Consider the following 21347-nt stretch of genomic DNA (forward strand, 5'->3'; position numbering starts at 1 on the left):
TCGTCGGCGCGCATACCTCCAACCAGGGAGGCGCGGCCGCCCCCCCTGCCCCCCGAGCACGCCGGAGCCCCCGGCCAGCAACTGACCGGGGGCTCCGCGAGGTGGCTCAGACCGCGGGGAAGACCGGCGGGTGGACCTTGGCCATCTCCTCGAGGACGCGCACGACCTGGCAGGAGTAGCCGAACTCGTTGTCGTACCAGACGTACATGACGACGCGGTCGCCCGCGGTGATCGTCGCCCGGCCGTCGACGATGCCGGCGTGGCGGTTGCCGACGAAGTCGGTGGAGACGACCTCGGGGCTGTCGATGTAGTCGAGCTGCTTGTGCAGGTCGCCGTACAGCGAGGCCTCGCGCAGGAAGTCGTTGAGCGCGTCCCGCTCGACGGCCTGCTCGAGGGTGAGGTTGAGGATGGCCATCGACACGTCGGGGGTGGGGACGCGCACCGAGTTGCCGGTCAGCTTGCCCTCGAGCTCGGGCAGCGCCTTGGAGACGGCCTTGGCCGCACCGGTCTCGGTGAGCACCATGTTGAGCGCGGCGGAGCGGCCACGGCGCTCGCCCTTGTGGAAGTTGTCGATGAGGTTCTGGTCGTTGGTGAAGGCGTGGACCGTCTCGATGTGGCCGCCGACGATGCCGTACTCGTCGTTGATGACCTTGAGCGCGGGCACGATCGCGTTGGTCGTGCACGACGCCGCGGTGACGACCTTGTCGTCGTCGCCGATCATCTCGTCGTTGATGCCGCTGACGATGTTGGGCAGACCACCCTTGCCCGGCGCGGTGAGCAGCACGCGGGAGACGCCGGGGCACTGCAGGTGCTGCGACAGGCCCTCCTTGTCGCGCCACTTGCCGGTGTTGTCGACGACGATCGCGTCCTGGATGCCGTACTGGGTGTAGTCGACGCTCGACGGGTCGTCGGAGTAGATGACCTGGATGAGGGTGCCGTTGGCGAGGATCGTGTTGGCCTCCTCGTCGACGGTGATCGTGCCGTCGAAGGAGCCGTGGACCGAGTCGCGGCGCAGCAGGCTGGCGCGCTTGGACAGGTCGTTGTCGGCACCGCGGCGCACGACGATGGCGCGCAGGCGCAGCCCGTGGCCGGTGCCGGCGTGCTCGATGAGGATGCGGGCCAGCAGGCGGCCGATGCGACCGAAGCCGTAGAGCACGACGTCGGTGCTCGGCATGTCGTCGCCACCGTGCTTGCCGACGACGTCGGCGAGCTCGGCGCGCAGGAAGTCCTCGAGGGACTGGTCGGCGCCGGCCTCGAGGCGGCGGCGGTGCAGTCGCGCGATGTCGACGGACGCCGGGCCCGGGTCCAGCGCGGTGAGTGCCTCGAGCATGGGCAGGGTGTCGTCGACGTTGAGCTCGATGTCGACCCGGCGGGCGAACCGGTGCGCCTTGAGGATGTCGGTCGAGGACTGCCCGAGGAGGGTGCGGCCGTGGACCGACGTCACGACGCCGAACTCGCGGTACAGGCGGCCCACCACGGGGATCATCGCCTCGGCCTTGGCCTGTCGGTCGGCCCACTCGGCCAGGTGCTCGTCTGCTGCGGTGCGCTGGGTCGTCATGGGCCCTCAGATTAGTCGGTCGCCGCGATGTCGCCGAAGCCGGTCCCGCCCGCGGAACCCATCCGGTGACCCCGGTCTCACCCGCGCATCCCCCCGGGCGGATGCGCGCTCGGGTCAGGCGGTGGTGACCGTGTAGATCGCCTGCACCTTGGCGCCACCCGAGCAGGTGAGCCGGTGCGGCTGGCTCATCGTGCGCACGACGGAGCGAAGGGAGCTTCGCCCGCCCGCGTCGACGCGCACCGTCCACGCGTCGTCACCGGTCGCCTCGACGTGGGGTGGCGCGATGTCGGGCAGCCGCACGTCGGGGTCACTGCCGAGCACGTCGTGCACCGCCGCCTGCGCGGCGGGGTGCCAGGAGCAGCGGCCACGCCACCGGTCGAGGTCGACCCGGCCGTCGAAGTGGTCGAGCACTACCTGGGCCGCGACGTCGCCGTCGAGCCGGCCGTACTGCGAACCCTCCGGCAGGAGGACGACATTGCCGGCGAAGCGGTCTCCGCCCAGGTGGGTCGTCTCCCACACCGCACCGGGCAGGGCGTCGTCGAGCACGGCGGCGACGACGCGTCCGTCGATGGCGCAGCAGACGTCCTTGCGGCCGTGCGTGCACACGAGCACCAGCGGCTCGCTCGTCGGGTCGGGTAGGTCGTCGAAGCGCGCTGCCAGCTCGACGAGGTCCTCTGGCCGCTGCCAGCTCGCCCGGCCGACGAGCCCGCGGCGGACGTCGACGAGGAAGACCGGCTCCCCGTCGGCCTCGACGAGCTCGCCCTCCAGCCGGCCGTGCCGCCGGATGAGCTGCAGGCGGGCACCGAAGCGGCCCATGGCGGCCGACAGCTCCTCCGCGACGTCGGCGATGCCAGCAGCCTCGATCGGCTTGGCCGGCCAGGGGCCCGGGTGGGCCACGACCATCCAGTAGCGGGCGGGCACGGCCGTGCCCACCGGGACGTCGCCGCGCGCGAGGGCGGCGAGCGAGCACCGGAACCGCTCGGTGTCGGGGGACGCGCTCACGCTCGCGACCCTACGCGGGCGGACGCGGAGCGGGGACCGCGACCCCGGCGACGACGAGCCGTCGGGTCAGCTGCGGGTCGAGCACGGCGGGCTCGTCGGCCGTGAGCCAGTCGGTCACGACCTCGGCCTCGCTCGGGTCGAGGGCCAGCCGCCCCGCGCGGCTGACGAGCAGCGCCCCCTCCGGGGACGGTTCGACCCGTGCCCTCAGGTGCGCCCGGGGCGCGACGGCCAGACCCTCCGGCCCGTCGGCGAGCGACTCGACGGTCGCCACCGGCGAGATCGGCGCCGGTCGCTGGGCGGCGCGCGCCCGTGCGGCGAGCCGGTCGACCACCACGGCCTCGTCGACGGCGGCGACCGCCTCGAGCAGGGCGGCGCGCACGGCCGCGAGGTCGTCGGCGAGGTCCGCGGGGTCCGCGACGTCCACGCCGGGGCGCAGGGAGGTGCGCTGGTCCGGGCGGGCGGCGACCGCCCTTCGTGCCTCGTCCAAGACGGCCTCGGCGAGGTGCCCGCGGTGCCACACGTGCACACCGACGGTCAGGTGCGTGCTCACGCCGCCGAGCGCGGTGGCCGAGTGCAACCACCCACGGGGGATGTAGAGCACGTCGCCGGGGCGCAGGGTCACCTCGAGGTGCGCCTCGCCCTCGGCGGCCTCCGCGACGGCGTCGCGTCGGTCCTGCCACGGCTGGTCGCGAAGGGGGTCGACGTGGACCGGGCGGTGCAGGTGCCAGTGCTTGTCGCCGCCGGTCTGGAGGACGAAGACGTCGTGGACGTCGTAGTGCGCGGCGAACCCGCGGCTCTGCGGCGGGGTCACGTAGGCGTTGACCTGGACCGGGTGCCCGAGGTCGGCGGCCAGGTCCTGGGCGAAGCGGAGCACCGGCGGATGGGTGCGGTGCAGGCCCTGCAGGACGAGCGTGTGCCCGTCCGCGAAGAGTCGCAGCAGCGCGGTGTCGTCGAGCTGGTCGGTCACCCCCGCGCCGACCCCGCCGCCCCGGGTGAACTCACCGTCCGCGAGGGTCTGCCCGTCGCGTGCGACGCGGAGGAAGGGGGCCCGCAGCCCGTGCAGGGAGAGGAGTTCGTCGACGGCCGCGGTGTCGAGCAGGTCGACAAACCCCGCACCCCGGGACATCGTGCCCTGCGGCCAGAGGGTCTGCGCCGGAACGTGCCGGGGCTCCCTGCCCCAGGCCGTGGCGAACTCCTGCGGCCCGAGGTCGGTGATGCGGCGGAGGCCGGTGCACCGCGGGGGTGCACCGGCCTCGTGGGGGTCGATCACTCAGAGACCGCGCTCGGTCGGCGTCGCTCCGCCGTCCGCGCCACCGTCACCAGCGGCACCATCGCCAGCAGCGCCGTCCGCGCCACCGTCACCGGCCGCGCCATCTCCGGCGGCACCGTCCGCGCCACCGTCACCGGCCGCGCCATCTCCGGCGGCACCGTCCGCGCCACCGTCACCAGCTGCACCATCGCCAGCGGCACCGTCCGCGCCACCGTCACCAGCGGCACCATCGCCAGCAGCGCCGTCCGCGCCACCGTCACCGGCTGCGCCATCGGACTGCGGGGCCCCGGTCGGCACGCCGCCGATGGCCTCCTCGGGCAGGTCTGGGGTCTCGTTCGGAGGCTGCGTCATGTGCTTCTCCTTCTCGTGGGTGTGGGACACGACACGTGACCCGTACCCCCTTCCTAGCGGACGATGCCTCCCGGGGGAAGCCCTCGACGCCGTGGCTTGGCACGTCGTGATGAAACACCTTGCGGCTCAAGCGGTTACTGTCGATCGCATGAGTGACAACGAGACCCGCGAGTTCGACATCGTGCTCGTCGGGGCCACCGGATTCGTCGGTCGGCTCACCGCCGCACACCTGCGCGACCACGCGCCCGAGGGCGTGCGCATCGCCCTGGCCGGGCGCTCGCGCGAGCGCCTCGACACCCTCGCTGCGGAGCTCGGCGGCGCTGCGGCGCAGTGGCCCCGCATCGTCATCGACGTCGCCGACCCGGCCGCATGCAGCGACCTGGTCTCCCGCACCCGGGTGCTCACCACCACGGTCGGCCCCTACGCCGTGTACGGCGGCGAGCTGGTCAAGGCGTGCGCGATGGCCGGCACCCACTACGCCGACCTGACCGGTGAGGTCCTCTTCGTCCGCGACACCGCGGAGTCCTTCCACGAGGTCGCCCAGCGGTCCGGTGCACGGATCGTCCACTCCTGCGGCTTCGACTCCATCCCCTCCGACCTCGGGGTCTGGGAGACCGCCCGGGTCGCCGAGGAGGAGGGCGCCGGCACGCTCACCGACACGGTGCTCTTCGTCCGCAAGTTGAAGGGTGGCCTGTCCGGCGGCACCATCGACTCGATGCGCAAGCAGGCGATCGCCGCCCGCGAGTCGGTCGAGGACCGCCGAGCCATCGCCGACCCCTACGGCCTGAGCCCCGACCGCGCCGCCGAGCCGACCAAGGCCGACCGCGTCGACCACCAGGCCGAGGACGGTCCCTCCGGCGCGCTGCGCTCCGCCGTGCGCGGCCTGCGCTCGCGGATGCCGGTGCGCCGCACCGAGGACGGCCACTGGACCGGCCCCTTCGTCATGGCCTCGTACAACACGCGCGTGGTGCGCCGCAGCAATGCCCTGCTGGGGTGGCGCTACGGCCGCGCCTTCCGCTATCACGAGGTGACCGACTTCGGGTCCCGGGCGAAGTCCCCCTTCGTCGCCACCGGCACCACGCTGGGCCTGCTCGGGCTCGTCGCCGGGATGGCCTTCGGTCCGACCCGCTCGGCCCTCGACCGGTTCCTGCCGGCCCCGGGCGAGGGACCGGATGAGGAGCGTCGGGTCAACGGCCGTTTCGTCCTCGAGGTGGTCGCCGGCACCACGAGCGGCGCCAAGTACGCGACCACGGTCGGCGCCGACGCCGACCCGGGCTACAACGGCACGGCGATCATGCTCGGCCAGGCCGCCCTCTGCCTCGCCGAGGACGACCTCGACAGTGCCGGCGGCGTCATCACCCCCGCCGTCGCCATGGCCGCCCCGCTCATCGAGCGACTGCGAGCGCACGACTTCACGATCACGACCCGCCGCTGCCCCGACTGACCGGCCCACCCGCGCGACCGGGACCGCCAAGAAACGCGCATCTCCCCGGGGAAATGCGCGCCGAGGGTCGCCAGAGCGCGCATCTCCCCGGGGAAATGCACGCCGAGGGTCGCCAGAGCGCGCATCTCCCCGGGGAAATGCGCGCTCGGGGGCGGGTCAGTCGTCCGAGGCCTCGTCCAGACGCGCCTGCGGGACGGGCGCGTCACTGCCTTCGGCGACGACGTCGCGGTGCCAGGACTCGGTGCAGTAGCGGGTGACCCAGCCCATCGACTCGTAGAGCCCGTCGGCACCCGTCGGGCTGTCGGCGTCGACCTCGAGCGAGACCCGGTTGCGGCCGCGCTGGGCCGTGTCGGCCAGGACCGCGTGCAGCAGCGACTTGGCCACGCCACGTCCGCGGGCGAGTCGGTGCACGCCGATGTAGTCGATGTAGGTGCCGTGCTCACCGGAGGCGTCCTCGGGCAGGACCGCGGCCGCGACCGCGCCACCGGGGACCCACTGGCCCTCGACCTCGATGTCGGCGATCCACCAGTGGTCCCACCGGTGCCCGGGGGCCTCGCGCAGTCGGGCGAGGAACTCCGGGAAGGACTCGCGGTAGGAGTTGAAGTGGTCCGCGAAGGACTCCTCGATCATCCGGTAGACCGCCTGCAGGTCCGCCGCGACGGGGGTGCCGTCCTCGTGGCGCGAGACCTGCCGCACGACGACGCCCTCGCGCGCGTGCGTCGTCGCGAGGTCGGCATCGCCCTCCTGGACCGGCCGGCTCATCTGCAGCCAAGTGCGGGCATGGGTGAAGCCGTAGTCCTCGAGCAGGCACCGCAACCGGTCGTCGTCCTCGTGTACCGACACATCCAGCCGGGTACCGCCGAGACCCCGCCCGCGGGTGATGCGGAGCGCGACGTCCTCGGCCCAGGAGAGCAGGGAGGGGGCCAGCCGGTCCTCGACCTCCCCGCCGAGCTGGGGGTCGGTCGTCAGGTCGATGTTGCTGCGGCCGGCGGCACGGTCGTGGACGCGCGCCCACACCTTGATGATCCCCGTCGGGTCGAGCACGACGACCTGTCGTCGCGTCCACGAGGCCTCGCCCACGGCCTCGCTCGCGATGAGCTCGTCCTCCACCGCGCCGGAGCCGTCGACGGCCTTCTTCGCCTCGGAGACGAGCGCGATGAGCTCGTCGACGTCGCCCTCGTCGGGCACGCGACTGGTCCAGCCCTCCGGCAGGTCGTCGGGGACGATGGGCAGGAAACCGGTCTGCGCGTTGGATCCGCTCACTGGGCGTCCTCCTCGATCGTGGTGAGCAACTCCGTGAGCATGTCGGAGACCTCGGACGCGGAGTACCCCTCGTCGGCCGCGACCACGTACGTCACACCGTCGAGGTCGGCGAGGCACTGCCAGGTCCCCTGGAGCTCTCCGCAGACGTGATCACCGATCGTCACGTTCTCCTCGTACGCCGCCGTCCGGTCCGGACTCCCGTGGACCGCGGCCGCCTGGATCAGGTCGCCCTCCTCGTTGCGGTAGACGGCGACCGAGTCGGTGGCGCGCAGCCGCTCCCACTCACCGAAGGAGGCAGGGAGGTCCTCGGGCGCCGGGATGCGCGAGCTCGGGCTGGCCGTGGTGGAGGTCGTCCTCGGCCCGGAGGAGGTCGACGACGGGGAGGTGGTCATGGACGTGGTGGTCATCGAGGGGGCAGGCTCCGCCGTCTCCGACGACGTGTCACCCGAGCCCGAGGAGCAGGCGGCCACGCCGCTCACGAGGGCAGCCACCGCGACCCACCGACCGACGCGGCTCACGGGACGAGCCGGCGCTGACGGGGCAGGAACTCCGGCTGCGCCTTGCGCGCGTTGGCCGCCCGGGCCCTCGCGGCGTTGGGCCCGAAGAGCAGGGGCAGCTGCTCCCATCGCTCCCGGGCGAAGGTGTGCCGGGCCCCACGGGTCCACGTGCCGTCGAAGAGCCGCTTGGTCGCCGCGAGCGCGTCGGGCGAGCGGGTCGCCAGCTGCTCGGCGAGGTCGAGCGCCGCGGCCACCGGGTCGTCGGCCACCTCGGTGACCAGCCCGAGCTCGTGCGCCCGAGTGCCGGAGATCTTGTCGGCGGTCATCGTCAGCCGCTTGGCGACGTCGATGCCGACGAGCTCGGAGAGCGCGTGCACCCCGGACATGTCGGGGATGATCCCCCACCTGCCCTCGAGGACCGACCACGTCGCGTCGGGGTGGCTGATCCGGAAGTCCGCGCCGAGGGCGATCTGCAGGCCGCCGCCGAGGCAGTGTCCGTTCACCGCGGCGATGACGGGGACGGGCAGCCGGCGGAAGGCCCACGGGGCCTCCTGGAAGGTGTTGGTCCCCCGCCACGGGCGCGGGACGAAGCGCCGCATGATGCCGGCGGGCTCCTTCATCGCCGAGCCGAAGTCGAGGCCCGCGCAGAAGGAGTCCCCCTCGCCGGAGATGATGACGGCCCGCAACCGGCGGTCCGATCGCAGGCCGTGCGCCGTGGCCGCGAGGTCGTCGAGCATCTCGAGGGTCAGCGCGTTGAGCTTGTCCGGGCGGGCCAGGCGGACGTGGGCGATCCCGTCCTGGATGGTCGTCGTGATGTGCCGGGGCATGCGGGACAGCCTAATTCCGCCCGGGGACGACGGAAGGGCCTCGTCGCAGGACGAGACCCTTCCGTAGTGGTGCGAGCGGTGGATCAGACCTCGTCGAGGAACTTCTCCAGGATCGCCGCGGTCTGCTTCGTGTCCTTGTTGACGGCGCTGAGGAGGTAGGTCGTCCCATCCTTTTCACCGGCGCACTGGGCGGTGCCGGAGGAGGTGCCGCAGGAGAGGTCGCCGACCTTTTCGCTGTCGTCCCAGATCGCCTCGTACTGGCTCGCCGTGACGACATCGCTCGCGATGACGCTGATGGCGTCCGTCCCCTTGGTGTAGGTCGCGGCGGACTGTCCGGCGACATCGGTCGTCGAGCCGGACTTCCACCCGTCGAACTCGTCGGGGAACGAGACGTCGCCACCTGCGGACGACGAGTCGCTCGTCGTCTCGGAGGTCGGCTCGCTCGTCTCGGACGTGGGCTCGCTCGTCTCGGACGTGGGCTCGCTCGTCTCGGACGTGGTCTGGCTCGTCTCCGAGGTCGTCGTCGACGACGACGTGGTCTCCTCGTCGTCACTGCCCCGGGTGAGGAAGAAGCCGCCGATGCAGCACAGGAGCAGGACGAGGGCGAGGCCACCGGCGATGCCGAGGATCAGGCCCTTGCCGGGCCCCTTCTTCGGCGGCTGGCCGCCGGGGCCGGCCTGCCCCGGTCCGTAGCCACCGGGCGGCGGCCCGCCGGGACCCTGCCCTGTCTGACCGTAGGGGCCGGGCCCACCGTAGGGCGGCTGGCCGGAGGATCCGCCGGGGGGCGGCGGGACGTGTGGGCCGTTCGGACCCCCAGGTGGTGTGCTCATGCGCACATCGTCACACATGCCAGGCTCCCGCGTCCCGACGACGAGAGGGCGGGACTCCCCCTGCGGAGTCCCGCCCTGCGTCGGCGGCGGAACCCCCCTGCAGGCTCCGCGCCGGTGTCAGTCGGCGTCCCCGTGCCCTGCTGACACGGAAGAATCTATGAGGGGCCCGTCGACGGGTCGATGGGGAGAATTACCCATCTCTTGCTCGGGTCCACCGCCACGACGAAGGGGGGGGCACGCCCCCCTTCGTCCCGCGGCAGCGGACCGGTGGTGCGGTGGCGCGACGTCAGGAGCGCTCGAGGAGCGCCTTGAGCCGTTGCAGGGTGACCGCCATGCCGGAGCTCATCTCCCGGTCGAAGTCCTCGACGCCGCCGAGGACCTTGTCCTGCAGGGTCCGCGAGATCTGCGTCGTCCCCTGCGCCGCCTCACGGCGGTGGGTCACGATCGTGCCGCCGCCGGGAGCCTGCTCGAGGACAAAGGACCACGTCGTCCCGTTGTCCTTGACCCGGAAGGCGTAGTCGCGGTGCGGTTCGAAGCGCACGACCTTCGCCCGAGTCGGCCACACGAGCGGCCCGCGCCGGTTGATGTTGACCGTGCGGGTCCCCAGGCCGACGGGGGCGGTACCCACGACGTGGGTGCGCCAGACCTGGTCCGACAGACCGCCGAGGGCACGGGGGTCGGTGATGACCGCCCACACCTCCTGCGGCGTCGCGGAGATCTCGGTCGTGGTCTCGAGCAGTGGTGCGTTGGTGGCCGTCATGGCCCCGAGACTACGAGGCCGGCGCCGCCTCGGGCTCGCTCCCGATCTCCCCCTTCGCCTCGGCCTGCTCCAGTGCGGTGCCCTCGACGTCGAGGTTGGGCAGGATCCGGTCGAGCCATCGCGGCATCCACCACGCCGACTCGCCGAGCAGGTGCATGACGGCCGGGGTGAGCGTCATCCGCACGAGCAGCGCATCGACGAGGACACCGACCGCCAGGGCGAAACCGATCGGCCGGATCATCGTCAGGTGGGCGAAGATGAAGCCCGCGAAGACGGAGGCCATGATCAGCGCGGCCGCGAGGACGACCTTGGACCCGTGGGTGAAGCCGCTGCGGACCGCCGAGCGGGCGTCGGCGCCGTGCGCGTGGGCCTCCTTCATGCCGGAGACGAGGAACATCTGGTAGTCCATGGCCAGGCCGAAGAGGACGCCGATGAGCATGATCGGCATGAAGCTGAGCATCGGGCCGGGGGTGTCGACGCCCAGGACCGACCCGAGCCACCCCCATTGGTAGACCGCGACGGCGGCGCCGAAGGAGGCGGCCACGGAGAGCAGGAAGCCTGCGGTGGCGACCAGCGGCACCAGGACGCTGCGGAAGACGATGGTCAGCAGGACCAGCGACAGGCCGATGACGATCGCGAGGTACGGCGGCAGCGCGTCCCCGAGCTGCTCGGAGATCTCGATGTTGGCGACCGTCTGGCCGGTCAGGCCGATCTGCGAGTGCGTGGCCTTGCCGATCGGGCCCGCGCTCGCGTTGAGCAGGCGCACGGTCTCGCTCGTCTCCGCGTCGGCCGGACCGGCGTCGGTGACGACCTGGAAGGCGAGCGTCTTGCGGTCGTCGCTGACGCCGAAGGGGATGACGGCGTGGACGCCGCCGACGTTCTGCAGCTGGCGCACGACCTCGCTCTGGCGCACCAGGACGGCGTCGTCGTCCTTGGCGGCCTCGTCGAGGGTGGCGACCGCGATGACCGGGCCGTTGGCACCGGCACCGAAGTGCTCGTCGACCTGGACGTAGGCCTTGTGGGCGGTCGACTCGGCAGGCTCGCTCGACCCGTCCGGCAGCCCCAGCCGCAGGGACAGCGTCGGCAGGGCGATGATGCCGCACAGCGCGATGACGAGGAGCACGACGAGCGCGGGGCGACGCGTGACGCCCTTGACGTAGCCGGCGCCGAAGACGTCGTCGGCGTCGACCCCCTCCGCGCCCTCCGGGGCCACCCCGGGGCGCTCGTACCCGTGCTTGGCCCAGGTGCGCTTGGAGATCACGCGCGTGCCCACCAGGTGCAGCAGGGCAGGCGTGAGGGTGAGGGCGACGCACACGGCGACCGCGACGGTGGCCGCGGCGACCAGACCCATCTGCCCGAGCAGGGGCACGGGGGTGACCACGAGAGCGGTCAGGGCGATGGCGACGGTGGTGCCGGCCACAACCACGGCGCTGCCAGCCGTGCCGACGGCGTGCGCGATCGAGTCCGTCATCTCGCGCCCGTCGAGGATCTGGGTGCGGTGCCGGTTGACGATGAAGAGGGCGTAGTCGATGCCGACGGCCAGCCCGAGCATCAGGGCGAGCGCCGGGGTCATCGCGTGCATGTCGAAGAAGTGGGTGGCGGCCATCGCCCCCGCCAGGCCGACGCCCACCCCGAGCAGCGCCCCGGCGATCGGCAGCCCGGCGGCGACGAGGGAGCCCAGGGCGATCATCAGCACGATCGCGGCGATCACCAGGCCGACGGCCTCACCCGGACCGACGAGCTTGTTTTCCTGGGTGATCTCGACGCTGTACTGGGCGTCGATCCCGGCGTCCGCGAGCTGCTGGCCGATCTCGACGATCGCTTCCTTGACCTCGGGGTCGACCGAGTTGGTGTTGGTCTCGAACTGGATCTGGGTGAGGGCGTAGCCGTCGTCGGTGACGAAGCGGGTGTCGGCGGCGCCGTCGGCGACGTGGGTCCCGGCGGCGTACTGGGTGCGGCCGGAGGCGAGCTTGCGCTCCCCCTTCGCGTAGTCGGCCTTGCCGGTGCGCAGGTCCTCCTTGCCCTGGGTCACCTGCGTGCGGATCTGCGCGAGCATCGGACTGTCGGGGTCGTTCTCCTCGAAGTAGTCGATCCAGGCCTCGCCGTAGTCGACCTGGCCCTGCCCGAGGGAGATCTTGCGCCACGCCTTGTCGAGCTCCTTCTGCCCCGAGGCGATGTCCTTCTTGCTCTTGACCAGCTCCCGCCGGGAGTCGTCGAGGGTCTTCTGGTTGTCGAAGGGGTCGATGACGGTCTTGACCTGGGGCTCACGCATCCACTCGGCGAAGACCTTGTCGATGACCCTGCGCTGCTGCGGGGTGAACTCTCCCTCGTCGGTGTGCAGGACCACCGTGCCGAAGCCGCCGGCGGCATCCGGGATCTCGGTCTGCAGGTCGTCGAGGACAGCCTCGAACCTGCTGCCGGGGACCGAGATCTCGTTGGTCATCGGGTGACCGAAGGTGAGGGCACCGGCGCCGGCCGCGACGAGCACGACGAGCCAGAGGGCCAGGACGCGTTTGGCGTGCGTGGCGCACCAGCGGCCGAGGTGGTGGAGGCGGAGGGCCATGGGTCTGCTCCTGACGGCGACTCAACAGTTCTTTTCTACTTACGTAGAAGATGTACTACAAATGTAGAGACATGGACGACGGGCGTCAACCGTGGGGGAGAATGTGCCGGTGACCCTCCCTTCGTCGCCCCCGAGCACCGACCACGGCGGGCGCGTCGGGATCGCTCTGGCCACGCTCGTGCTCGGCGGCGTCGGGATCGGGGTGACGGAGTTCGTCACGATGGGACTGCTGCCGGAGATCGCGCACGGCATCGGCACGTCGATCCCGCAGGCGGGCCACACGATCTCCGCGTACGCGCTCGGCGTGGTCGTCGGCGCCCCGACGATCGCGATCTTCGGCAACCGGCTCCCGCGGCGCGAGCTGCTCGTCGGCCTCATGGTCCTCTTCGCGCTGGGCAACGCGCTGAGCGCGATCGCCGCCGGCTACGAGCTGCTCATGCTCGCCCGCTTCGTCTCCGGGGTGCCGCACGGCGCGTTCTTCGGCATCGCCTCGATCGTCGCCTTCGACATCGTCACGCCGGGGAAGGGGGGATGGGCCGTCAGCCGGATCATGCTCGGCATCCCCATCGCGAACGTCGCCGGCGTCCCCCTGGCCACCTGGCTCGGGCAGCAGCACGGGTGGCGCTCGGCGTACTGGTTCGTCGCCGCGATCGGCGTCGTCACCGCGCTGCTCGTCAGTCTCGTCGTCCCCCATCAGGCCGCTGACACCGAGGCCGACGTGCGCAGCGAGCTGTCGGCCTTCAAGGACGCCCAGGTGTGGCTGACGCTGCTCGTCGGGTCGATCGGCTTCGGCGGGGTCTTCGCCATGTACTCCTACATCTCACCGATCCTGCGCAACCAGACGGGCCTGCCCGCCGACGCGGTCCCCATCTACCTCTTTGTCTACGGCGTCGGCGGCCTCGTCGGCACGATGATCGCCGGGCGCCTCGTCGACCGCTCGGTGCTGCGCACGCTCGTCGGGTCGACGGTCGCCACGGGTGGCACGCTCGCGCTCTTCGCGTGGGCCGCCTACTGGCCGATCCCCGCCGCGATCGTCCTGCTGCTCGTGTGCATCTCGGTCTCCGCCTTCGTCCTGGCCCTACAGCTGCGCCTCATGGAGGTCGCCGGCCGGGCACGCACCCTCGGCGCCGCCGGCAACCACGCCGCGCTCAACGTCGCCAACGCGCTCGGCGCGTGGCTCGGCGGGCTCGTGCTGGCCGCCGGCTGGGGCTGGCAGGCGCCCTCCTTCGTCGGCGCCGGCCTGTCCGCCGCCGGGCTCGTCGTCCTCTTCCTGTCCCTGCGCATCCACCGGGGACGCACGACGCTGGACTGAGGCCCCCTTCGGACGACGGACGGGACCGGGTCTCGAGGCTCGGGCCGCGGACGGCCCTCACACCTCGACCAGCGAGGTGCGGGGCACAATCTGCGCATGAGCCACCACGACATCCGGCCGGCCACGGCGGCCGACATCCCCGACATCCTGCGCCTCGTCCACGACCTCGCGGTCTACGAGAAGGAGCCGGACGCCGTCGAGGCGACCGAGGAGGACTTCGCCGCGGCGCTCTTCCCGGCGAAGGGGGAGCCCACCGCCTTCTGCCATGTCGCCGAGGCGGGCGAGGGCAGGCACCGACGGGTCGTCGCGATCGCCCTGTGGTTCCTCACCTTTTCCACGTGGACCGGCCGCAACGGCATCCACCTCGAAGACCTCTTCGTCGAGCCGCGCCACCGCGGCAGCAGCCTGGGCAAGGCCCTGCTGGTCGAGCTCGCCCGCGAGTGCCGCGAGCGCGGGTACCGCCGCCTCGAGTGGTCCGTCCTGCGGTGGAATGCCCCCTCGATCGCCTTCTACGAGTCGCTCGGCGCGCAGCCCCAGACCGAGTGGGAGACCTACCGCCTCGACGGCGGGGCGCTGGACCTGCTCGCCGACGGCTGAGGGCGCCCCGGACCACCCGACGAGGTGCGGGACACCCCCCTCCGCCCCTCCCCGGTCCTGCCATGAGGAACCGAGGAACGCCGTCATCGTGATGCCTGTCATAGTGGGCTGGTTCCGCGCACGCGTTTGGGAGGCACCCGGTGATTCAGTACGTCCACATGTTCAGCGAGGGCGATCGCGACCAGAAGGATCTGCTCGGCGGCAAGGGGGCCAACCTCGCCGAGATGGTCAAGCTGGGCCTGCCCGTCCCGCCGGGCTTCACGATCACCACCGAGGCCTGCCGTGCCTACCTCACGGAGGGTCGGGTGCCGCCCGAGGTGCGCGTCGAGGTCACCCAGCGCCTGCGCGACGTCGAGGACCTCATCGGCCGCACCCTCGGTGACTCCGAGGAGCCGCTGCTGCTCTCCGTGCGCTCCGGTGCGAAGTTCTCCATGCCCGGGATGATGGAGACCGTCCTGAACGTCGGCCTCAACGACGACACCGTGCACTCGCTGGCCTCCTTCGCCGGCGACGAGCGCTTCGCCTGGGACTCCTACCGGCGCCTGATCCAGATGTTCGGCAAGACCGTGCTCGACATCGACTCCGAGCGCTTCAGCGACGTGCTCGACCGGCACAAGGAGGAGGCCGGCGTCCAGGCCGACGTCGACCTGACCGCCGAGCACCTCAAGCAGGTCGTCGCCGAGTTCAAGCAGATCGTCCAGGACGAGACGGGCAACCCCTTCCCGCAGACGCCGCGCCGTCAGGTCGACATGGCCATCGAGGCCGTCTTCCGCAGCTGGAACACCGAGCGCGCCCAGCTCTACCGCCGCCGCGAGCGGATCGCCGACGACCTCGGCACCGCGGTCAACGTGCAGGCGATGGTCTTCGGCAACCTCGGCGAGACCTCGGGCACGGGCGTGTGCTTCACCCGCGACCCCTCCTCCGGCCACTCCGGTGTCTACGGCGACTACCTGCCCAATGCCCAGGGCGAGGACGTCGTCGCCGGCATCCGCAACACCCTCGCGCTCACCGACCTCGAGGACCGTGACCCCGAGGCGTACAAGGAGCTGCGCACCGCCATGCGCCGCCTCGAGACGCACTACCGCGACCTGTGCGACATCGAGTTCACCATCGAGCGCGGCAAGCTGTGGATGCTGCAGACGCGCGTCGGCAAGCGCACGGCCGGCGCCGCCTTCCGCATCGCCACCCAGCTCGTCGACGAGGCCCTCATCACGATGGACGAGGCCCTCGAGCGGGTCACCGGCGAGCAGCTGAGCCAGCTGCTCTTCCCCCAGTTCGACCGCGAGGCCGAGCGCACCCTCGTCGCCACCGGCATGGGCGCCTCCCCGGGCGCCGCCGTCGGCCTCGTCGTCTTCGACAACGCCAGCGCCGAGGCACAGCAGGCCGAGGGGCAGTCGGTCATCCTCGTGCGCCGCGAGACCTCCCCCGAGGACCTGCCGGGCATGATCGCCGCGGCCGGCATCCTCACCGCGCGCGGCGGCAAGACCTCGCACGCGGCCGTCGTCGCGCGTGGCATGGGCAAGTGCGCGGTCGTCGGCGCCGAGGACCTCGTCGTCGACGTCGCGGCCAAGGAGATCCGGGTCGGCGAGCACGTGGTGCGCGAGGGCGACACCCTGGCGATCGACGGCAAGACCGGCGAGGTCTTCCTCGGTGACGTCCACGTCGTCGACTCCCCCGTCATGACCTACATCTCCCAGGGTGTCGAGGCCGCCCGGGCCATCGCCGACGACGAGGAGACCACCGAGCTCATCGAGGCCGTCGACCGGGTGCTGCGGCACGCCGACGACCGGCGCCGCCTGCGCGTGCGGGCCAACGCCGACACGGGCGAGGACGCGCAGCGTGCGCGGGACCGCGGCGCCGAGGGCATCGGGCTGTGCCGCACCGAGCACCAGTTCCTCGGCGAGCGTCGTCAGCAGATCGAGCGGGTCGTCCTCGCCGAGGCCGACGAGGAGCGCGAGGCCGCGCTGGCCGAGCTGCTGCCGGCGCAGATCGAGGACTTCGCGCAGCTGCTCACCGCGATGGACGGGCTGCCGACGACGATCCGGCTCATCGACCCGCCGCTGCACGAGTTCCTGCCCGACCTGACCGACCTGACCGTCGAGGTCGCCCTGGCGGAGGAGCGCGGCGAGAGCGGCCCCGAGGTCGAGCGGACCCGGGCGCTGCGCGACGCGGTGCGCTCGATCCACGAGGCCAACCCGATGCTCGGCCTGCGCGGTGTGCGCCTCGGGCTGAAGATCCCGGGCCTCTTCGGCCTGCAGATCCGGGCGATCGCCGAGGCCGTCGTGCGCCTGCGCGAGGAGGGCAAGGACCCGCAGCCGGAGATCATGGTCCCGCTCATCGGCTCCAACCGGGAGCTCGTCATCGTCCGGGCCCAGGCGGAGGAGATCATCGCCGAGGTCGCCGAGGCGCACAACCAGTCGATCGACATCCCGATCGGCTGCATGATCGAGCTGCCGCGCGCGGCCCTGACGGCCAACCGCATCGCGCAGACGGCCGACTTCTTCTCCTTCGGCACCAACGACCTGACGCAGACGACGTGGGGCTTCTCCCGCGACGACGTCGAGACCGCCTTCTTCCCGAAGTACCTGGAGAACGGCGTCCTGACGATCTCCCCCTTCGAGACCCTCGACGCGCTCGGTGTCGGCGAGCTCGTCCAGATCGGTGTCGACAAGGGCCGGGGCACGCAGCCGGGCCTGAAGACCGGCGTCTGCGGCGAGCACGGTGGCGACCCGGAGTCGATCCACTTCTTCCACCAGGCCGGCCTGGACTACGTGAGCTGCTCCCCCTTCCGCGTCCCGGTGGCGCGTCTGGAGGCCGGTCGCGCGGTCGTGCTCAGGGACGAGGTCGGCACGCGCTGACCCCGGCCGGGTGGAGGTGGGCTCGCGGGTGATTCACCTGCGAGCCCACATCCACCCCCGAGCATGACGAAGGGAGCCCCGCACCGATGGTCGGTGCGGGGCTCCCTTGTCGTCCGTCCGGGCTGGATCACCCCCGGACGGGTCGCGCTCAGCGCGTGGAGAGGACGGGGTGGAAGCGGTCGGTCATCCGATTGTCGTAGGGCGCGTGGTACCGCGGCGTCGACTCGGCGGAGTCGATGAGGTCCTGCTTGCTGCGGGTCTCGTCCTGGGACATGGCGGCGAGCTCCGCGGCCATGCGGTGGTGGTCGGAGTCCGGGCCGGCACCCCAGTGGCGGTTGGCGGCGGGACGAAGGGCGTTGATGTAGGTCATCCAGAGCTTCTCCATGTCTCCGATGGTGGCCTCATCAACTATTTTTATCCAATTCTGTTTTTCGCATGTTTGTGCAGGTTTACTTCACTGTTGGCTATCGTGGTCGGCATGGTCGACGCGCACCGGCTCCGGATCTTCTTGTCCGTCATGGCCTCTGGCTCGGTCAACGCGGCCGCCGGGCACCTGGGCATCTCCCCGTCGGCCGTCAGCCAGCAGGTCTCGGCGCTGCAAAAGGAGACGGGGCTCACACTCTTCACCCGCCACGGGCGCGGGATCGAGCCGACCCCGGCCGCGCACACGCTCGCGGCGGAGAGCGAGCAGCTCATGGCCGAGCTCAAGCGGGTCGACGCCGTCGTCGACGACCTGCGCAGCGGCGGGACCGGCTCGCTGTCGATCGGGTACTTCGCCTCGGCGGGCTACCGGTGGATGCCGCAGCTGGCCAAACGGCTGCAGACGAAGCTGCCCGAGCTCCACCTCGAGATGGTCCTCACCGAGGGCTACCCACCCGGCCAGGCGCCCCCGGTCGACATCGACGTCGTGCCTGATGACCCCACGACCGCGATCCGACCCGGATATCACGTCACCCCGCTGATGACCGACCACTTCGTGGCGCTCGTGCCAGCCGATCACCGCCTCGCGGGCCGGCGTCGGGTCGAGATGGCCGAGCTCGCGGACGAGGCGTGGATCAGCAACGACATCTCGGCGGGCATCACCCAGGAGATGGTCGACCGCGCCTGTCGCGCAGCGGGATTCAGACCGCGGTACAGGGTGGAGGCCCAGGACCACTACACGGCCACGGCCTTCGTCGCCGCCGGTGTCGGGATCACCGTCCTGCCCGACCTCGCGAGCCGGACGATCCCCAAGACGGTGCGGCGACTGCGCCTGACCAACCCCAACCCGGTGCGTGACATCGTCGCCCTCACCGCGCCGGTGGCCCGGTCCAACGAGGCCGCGAAGCTCGCCGTCGACCTGCTGCAGCAGATCGCCGCTGCGAGTGCGCGCCGGCGGTAGGGCGGCGACTGCCCACACCCTCGGGGCGAAGGGAGCAGCCGTCCACATCCTCGCCCGGCACCAACCACATGCCGGTGTGCCGTGCGAGCGTGACCGTCACACACCCACTGGTAACAGGAAGGTATTGATGACCACGACCATACGCAAGCATAATGTAAGCATGAAGAACGTCCTCGTCCGAGATCTGCCCGATGACATCCACGCCGCCCTGCAACGCAAGGCGGAGCAGCGCCATCAGTCGTTGCAGCAGTACCTCACCGTGGAGCTGCGTCGGCTTGCCGAGCGACGACAGCTCGACGACGTCCTCGCTGACCTCGAGCAGCGACACGGTGGACGGGTCGGCCTGACGGACGCGGTGGCGGGGCTGGCGAGCGAGCGAGAGCGACGGTGATCGTCGTCGACGCGTCGGTGCTGGCCAATGCCCTCGCCGACGACGGTGAGGACGGTCGTGCCGCGCGGGCCGCGCTCCGGGACGCAGGTGACCTGACGGCGCCGGATCTCATCGACGTCGAGACCGTGGCGGTGCTGCGCAAGGCCTGGCTCGCCGGGACCCTCACAGACGAGCGGTTCAGCATGGCGATCGCGGACCTGCAGCGCTGGGACTTCGACCGCGCCCCGGCGTTGAGGCTCGTCCACCGCGCGTACGAGCTGCGCGCCAACATCAGCGCGTACGACGCGCTCTATGTGGCCTTGGCCGAAGCCATCGACTGCCCACTGCTCACCGCCGACCGGCGTCTCGCGCGGGCGCCCGGACCGCGCTGCCCCATCCAGGTGCTCACCCGGGAGGACTGAGCCGACGACCTCGGTGACGCGTCCCTCATGGGTGCGCACCATCAGGCCGGCGAGCCCGGCCACTCCTCGCGGAGGATCCCGTAGGTGTAGCCGTCGACCCACCCCCGCTCGGCGTGCCACGAGTCCTTGACGCCGTGCTGCTCGCGCCGCATCCCGATGCGCTCCATCACCCGCCACGACGGGGTGTTGTCGGCGAAACACCCGGCCGTCACCCGGTGCAGGCCCAACTCGTCGAAGGCGATGGACAGCAGTGCCCGGGCGAGGTGGGTGCCGTACCCGCGACCAGCGTGCTCGGGATCGATCGTGTACCCGAGGCTCCCCTGCGCCCGTCGCCAGATCGACTCGCCCGCGTGCACCTGGCCCATCGCGTCGGAGATGTTGAGCGAGCCGGTGCCGACGAGCTGGCCGTCGACATGGGCGGCGACGCCGACGCTGTCGGGGTCGTCCGCGAGCCAGGTGCGGGTGTAGGCGTCCGGGTCGACGGTCGTGCGCAGGAGCCACCGGGTGACCTCGGGACTGTTGCGCCACGTGAGGGCCTGCTCGATGTCCGCCTCGGTCGGAGGACGAAGGGAGAGAGGTCCCGATTCGCGCGGCCAGGTCAGGGGGTGCGTGGTCACCCGGACGACACTATGGAGACGCACCTGTGGTGGGCCAGCGGATTTCGAGGGTCAGGCGCCGGCCCAGGACCGCTCGACCAGCTCGCGCAGGACGGCCTCGTCGATGTCGGACATCCGCTTGACGTAGAGGCAGCCCTTGCCGGTCGTGTGCTTGCCCAGCCGCTTGAGCAGGTCCTCGTTGGAGCCGTAGAAGGTCAATCCGTAGAGGGTCAGCGCCGCCTTGCGCGGTGCCAGCCCGACCCGGAACCACTCGCGCTCCTTGCCGTCCGCGGTCGTGTACGGCTGGGTGCCGAAGCCGATCATCGACGGGCCCCACACCACGGGCTCGGCGCCGGTGACTTCGCGCATGAGCGCCAGGGCAGCCTGCGCGTCGGCCCGGCGACCCTCGTCCGGCACGGCCGCGAGCAGCTCGTCGGGCGACGCGGTGGTGGGGGCGGTCTTGCGGTCGGAGGCCATGGGGCGAGCCTATGACCATGCCCGACCGTTCACCGGGCGTCCTGAAAGTCTCATCCGTACACTCGAACGCGATACACGGGGGGATTACATGGTCGGAGTGAGTCATGGGGACGCGATCCAGGAACGCGAGAACACACTCGGACGTGATGCAGTGAAGGCGGCCAAGGACAGCGGCGCCAAGGGGCCGGTGACCTTCCCCATCAACACCAACTGGACCGGGACCAACGCCAACGATTCGGACAACTGGAAGTACGCCACAAATGGTATGTCCCACAATGCCTCTGGCCACGTCACGGTCTACCCGCCCGACTCTCCCGGAGGGAAATGGCGGTATGAGATGGAGACGGAGGTTGCGTACCGCGACCGTTACAACTGGGACACCGGCAAGCAGATCCAGGTGAACGACGACATGGTGCAGGACGATGACATGGGGAGCCTGCATCGCGCCGGCCTGGCGAAGGAGTACACCCTGCACGGCGTCTCCTCGAAGCGTCAGAGCTCGGGGGTCGTCGGATGAGGCCGGGCGCTGCCGTGGCTGCAGCGCTCACACTCGCCCTCTCCGGGTGCGGGGGGTGGTCCGACCTGGGCGGGGGCGATCCACACACCCCACCCCCTTCGCCCTCCGCAGTTGACCCCGCCGATGTCGCCCGGAAGACGGGCACGCAACTCCCTACCAGCGCGGCCCATGTAACGGCCCTGCGCATTGACGACAACCCCCTGACATACAGGGTGATGTTTGACGCGGACCCAGAGGCCGCGATGTCGTGGTGCCTCTCTCAGGACAACAGCCAGCAGGGTTCGTACGCCGGTCTGACCGACGCAAAGAAGACCCTGTGGGGCATCGCCTCTGCCCCCGAGAACTCGCAGACCTGCTCGATGCCATCTCCAGACGGGATCTGGCAGATAGACACTCTGGTCTCCTCGGACGCGTCCGACCCAATACGTGTCGGCATGGTTCAGGTGCACTGA

At 71.3% G+C, this 21347-nt stretch carries 21 protein-coding genes; 8 read left to right on the plus strand and 13 right to left on the minus strand.

Annotation, left to right across the window (positions count from 1 at the left end; genetic code table 11):
- Positions 1 to 106 precede the first annotated feature (106 nt).
- The 4 genes from JAN01S_RS00505 to JAN01S_RS16450 all read right to left on the minus strand — a co-directional run bounded on the left by JAN01S_RS00505 (position 107) and on the right by JAN01S_RS16450 (position 4181).
- Complete coding sequence (locus JAN01S_RS00505; RefSeq protein WP_068311996.1) at positions 107 to 1558, minus strand: glyceraldehyde-3-phosphate dehydrogenase; 1452 nt, start codon at positions 1556 to 1558, stop codon at positions 107 to 109.
- A 114-nt stretch (positions 1559 to 1672) separates the two neighbouring features.
- A complete protein-coding gene (locus JAN01S_RS00510) occupies positions 1673 to 2560 on the minus strand; it encodes a ferredoxin family protein (RefSeq protein ID WP_068311999.1) in 888 nt (295 codons plus the stop codon).
- A gap of 10 nt (positions 2561 to 2570) precedes the next feature.
- On the minus strand, positions 2571 to 3830 hold the full coding sequence (locus JAN01S_RS00515) for a cupin domain-containing protein (protein ID WP_244884691.1): 1260 nt from the start codon (positions 3828 to 3830) through the stop codon (positions 2571 to 2573).
- Positions 3831 to 4181 carry a BatC protein gene (locus tag JAN01S_RS16450; protein WP_084359881.1) on the minus strand — a complete coding sequence of 117 codons (351 nt, stop codon included), beginning with the start codon at positions 4179 to 4181 and terminating at the stop codon, positions 3831 to 3833.
- 148 nt (positions 4182 to 4329) lie between these two features.
- Between JAN01S_RS16450 and JAN01S_RS00525 the strand changes: the two genes are divergently transcribed.
- On the plus strand, positions 4330 to 5625 hold the full coding sequence (locus JAN01S_RS00525) for a saccharopine dehydrogenase family protein (protein ID WP_068312004.1): 1296 nt from the start codon (positions 4330 to 4332) through the stop codon (positions 5623 to 5625).
- Between the two features lie 156 nt (positions 5626 to 5781).
- Here JAN01S_RS00525 and JAN01S_RS00530 read toward each other — a convergent pair whose 3' ends face one another.
- The 6 genes from JAN01S_RS00530 to JAN01S_RS00555 all read right to left on the minus strand — a co-directional run bounded on the left by JAN01S_RS00530 (position 5782) and on the right by JAN01S_RS00555 (position 12365).
- Positions 5782 to 6888 (minus strand): GNAT family N-acetyltransferase, encoded by a 1107-nt coding sequence (locus JAN01S_RS00530; RefSeq protein ID WP_084359872.1) that lies wholly within the window; start codon positions 6886 to 6888, stop codon positions 5782 to 5784.
- On the minus strand, positions 6885 to 7295 hold the full coding sequence (locus JAN01S_RS00535; RefSeq protein ID WP_157075534.1) for a hypothetical protein: 411 nt from the start codon (positions 7293 to 7295) through the stop codon (positions 6885 to 6887). Before JAN01S_RS00535 ends, JAN01S_RS00530 begins: the two co-directional genes overlap by 4 nt.
- 107 nt (positions 7296 to 7402) lie before the next feature.
- A complete protein-coding gene (locus JAN01S_RS00540; protein ID WP_068312010.1) occupies positions 7403 to 8212 on the minus strand; it encodes a crotonase/enoyl-CoA hydratase family protein in 810 nt (269 codons plus the stop codon).
- 83 nt (positions 8213 to 8295) lie between these two features.
- Positions 8296 to 9042 carry a hypothetical protein gene (locus tag JAN01S_RS00545; RefSeq protein WP_068312013.1) on the minus strand — a complete coding sequence of 249 codons (747 nt, stop codon included), beginning with the start codon at positions 9040 to 9042 and terminating at the stop codon, positions 8296 to 8298.
- Positions 9043 to 9328: 286 nt separating this feature from the next.
- Entirely contained in the window at positions 9329 to 9802 is a 474-nt protein-coding gene (locus JAN01S_RS00550; protein WP_068312016.1) for an SRPBCC family protein, read from the minus strand.
- Positions 9803 to 9812: 10 nt separating this feature from the next.
- Positions 9813 to 12365, minus strand: a complete 2553-nt coding sequence (locus JAN01S_RS00555; RefSeq protein ID WP_068312019.1) for an MMPL family transporter — start codon at positions 12363 to 12365, stop codon at positions 9813 to 9815.
- 109 nt (positions 12366 to 12474) lie between these two features.
- Here JAN01S_RS00555 and JAN01S_RS00560 point away from each other — a divergent pair, with 109 nt between their 5' ends.
- The 3 genes from JAN01S_RS00560 to ppdK all read left to right on the plus strand — a co-directional run bounded on the left by JAN01S_RS00560 (position 12475) and on the right by ppdK (position 17132).
- A complete protein-coding gene (locus JAN01S_RS00560; protein WP_068312022.1) occupies positions 12475 to 13677 on the plus strand; it encodes an MFS transporter in 1203 nt (400 codons plus the stop codon).
- A 96-nt stretch (positions 13678 to 13773) separates the two neighbouring features.
- On the plus strand, positions 13774 to 14274 hold the full coding sequence (locus tag JAN01S_RS00565; protein WP_068312026.1) for a GNAT family N-acetyltransferase: 501 nt from the start codon (positions 13774 to 13776) through the stop codon (positions 14272 to 14274).
- A gap of 140 nt (positions 14275 to 14414) precedes the next feature.
- A complete protein-coding gene (gene ppdK / locus JAN01S_RS00570; protein ID WP_068312029.1) occupies positions 14415 to 17132 on the plus strand; it encodes a pyruvate, phosphate dikinase in 2718 nt (905 codons plus the stop codon).
- A 148-nt stretch (positions 17133 to 17280) separates the two neighbouring features.
- Here ppdK and JAN01S_RS00575 read toward each other — a convergent pair whose 3' ends face one another.
- Positions 17281 to 17517: a hypothetical protein gene (locus tag JAN01S_RS00575; protein ID WP_068312032.1), complete on the minus strand. Its 237-nt coding sequence runs from the start codon at positions 17515 to 17517 to the stop codon at positions 17281 to 17283.
- A gap of 93 nt (positions 17518 to 17610) precedes the next feature.
- On the opposite strand from JAN01S_RS00575, the gene JAN01S_RS00580 reads away from it, so the two are divergent.
- The 3 genes from JAN01S_RS00580 to JAN01S_RS00590 all read left to right on the plus strand — a co-directional run bounded on the left by JAN01S_RS00580 (position 17611) and on the right by JAN01S_RS00590 (position 19305).
- Positions 17611 to 18513, plus strand: coding sequence for a LysR family transcriptional regulator (locus JAN01S_RS00580; RefSeq protein ID WP_068312035.1), 903 nt, complete (start codon positions 17611 to 17613; stop codon positions 18511 to 18513).
- Positions 18514 to 18673: 160 nt separating this feature from the next.
- On the plus strand, positions 18674 to 18904 hold the full coding sequence (locus JAN01S_RS00585) for a FitA-like ribbon-helix-helix domain-containing protein (RefSeq protein WP_217999975.1): 231 nt from the start codon (positions 18674 to 18676) through the stop codon (positions 18902 to 18904).
- Complete coding sequence (locus JAN01S_RS00590; protein WP_068312041.1) at positions 18901 to 19305, plus strand: type II toxin-antitoxin system VapC family toxin; 405 nt, start codon at positions 18901 to 18903, stop codon at positions 19303 to 19305. Before JAN01S_RS00585 ends, JAN01S_RS00590 begins: the two co-directional genes overlap by 4 nt.
- A gap of 41 nt (positions 19306 to 19346) precedes the next feature.
- Here the strand turns inward: JAN01S_RS00590 and JAN01S_RS00595 are convergent, their stop codons facing one another.
- Positions 19347 to 19922, minus strand: coding sequence for a GNAT family N-acetyltransferase (locus tag JAN01S_RS00595; protein ID WP_217999976.1), 576 nt, complete (start codon positions 19920 to 19922; stop codon positions 19347 to 19349).
- Positions 19923 to 19973: 51 nt separating this feature from the next.
- The gene (locus JAN01S_RS00600; protein WP_068312045.1) at positions 19974 to 20378 is read right to left on the minus strand and encodes a DUF1801 domain-containing protein; all 405 of its coding nucleotides are present in this window, start codon (positions 20376 to 20378) and stop codon (positions 19974 to 19976) included.
- Between the two features lie 151 nt (positions 20379 to 20529).
- Here JAN01S_RS00600 and JAN01S_RS16775 point away from each other — a divergent pair, with 151 nt between their 5' ends.
- Complete coding sequence (locus JAN01S_RS16775; RefSeq protein WP_157075535.1) at positions 20530 to 20895, plus strand: hypothetical protein; 366 nt, start codon at positions 20530 to 20532, stop codon at positions 20893 to 20895.
- Positions 20896 to 21347 lie beyond the last annotated feature (452 nt).

This window comes from Janibacter anophelis NBRC 107843 (assembly GCF_001570945.1).
GTDB classification, from domain to species: Bacteria; Actinomycetota; Actinomycetes; order Actinomycetales; family Dermatophilaceae; genus Janibacter; species Janibacter anophelis.

Excerpts from the sequence above, each read along its gene's own strand:
- JAN01S_RS00505 (WP_068311996.1), bottom strand. The coding sequence starts at position 1,558 with ATGACGACCCAGCGCACCGCAGCAGACGAGCACCTGGCCGAGTGGGCC.
- JAN01S_RS00580 (WP_068312035.1), top strand. The coding sequence starts at position 17,611 with ATGGTCGACGCGCACCGGCTCCGGATCTTCTTGTCCGTCATGGCCTCT.
- JAN01S_RS00575 (WP_068312032.1), bottom strand. The coding sequence starts at position 17,517 with ATGGAGAAGCTCTGGATGACCTACATCAACGCCCTTCGTCCCGCCGCC.
- JAN01S_RS16450 (WP_084359881.1), bottom strand. The coding sequence starts at position 4,181 with ATGACGCAGCCTCCGAACGAGACCCCAGACCTGCCCGAGGAGGCCATC.
- JAN01S_RS00600 (WP_068312045.1), bottom strand. The coding sequence starts at position 20,378 with ATGGCCTCCGACCGCAAGACCGCCCCCACCACCGCGTCGCCCGACGAG.
- JAN01S_RS00540 (WP_068312010.1), bottom strand. The coding sequence starts at position 8,212 with ATGCCCCGGCACATCACGACGACCATCCAGGACGGGATCGCCCACGTC.
- JAN01S_RS00545 (WP_068312013.1), bottom strand. The coding sequence starts at position 9,042 with ATGAGCACACCACCTGGGGGTCCGAACGGCCCACACGTCCCGCCGCCC.
- JAN01S_RS00525 (WP_068312004.1), top strand. The coding sequence starts at position 4,330 with ATGAGTGACAACGAGACCCGCGAGTTCGACATCGTGCTCGTCGGGGCC.
- JAN01S_RS00535 (WP_157075534.1), bottom strand. The coding sequence starts at position 7,295 with ATGACCACCACGTCCATGACCACCTCCCCGTCGTCGACCTCCTCCGGG.
- JAN01S_RS00555 (WP_068312019.1), bottom strand. The coding sequence starts at position 12,365 with ATGGCCCTCCGCCTCCACCACCTCGGCCGCTGGTGCGCCACGCACGCC.
- JAN01S_RS00585 (WP_217999975.1), top strand. The coding sequence starts at position 18,674 with ATGAAGAACGTCCTCGTCCGAGATCTGCCCGATGACATCCACGCCGCC.
- JAN01S_RS00550 (WP_068312016.1), bottom strand. The coding sequence starts at position 9,802 with ATGACGGCCACCAACGCACCACTGCTCGAGACCACGACCGAGATCTCC.
- JAN01S_RS00565 (WP_068312026.1), top strand. The coding sequence starts at position 13,774 with ATGAGCCACCACGACATCCGGCCGGCCACGGCGGCCGACATCCCCGAC.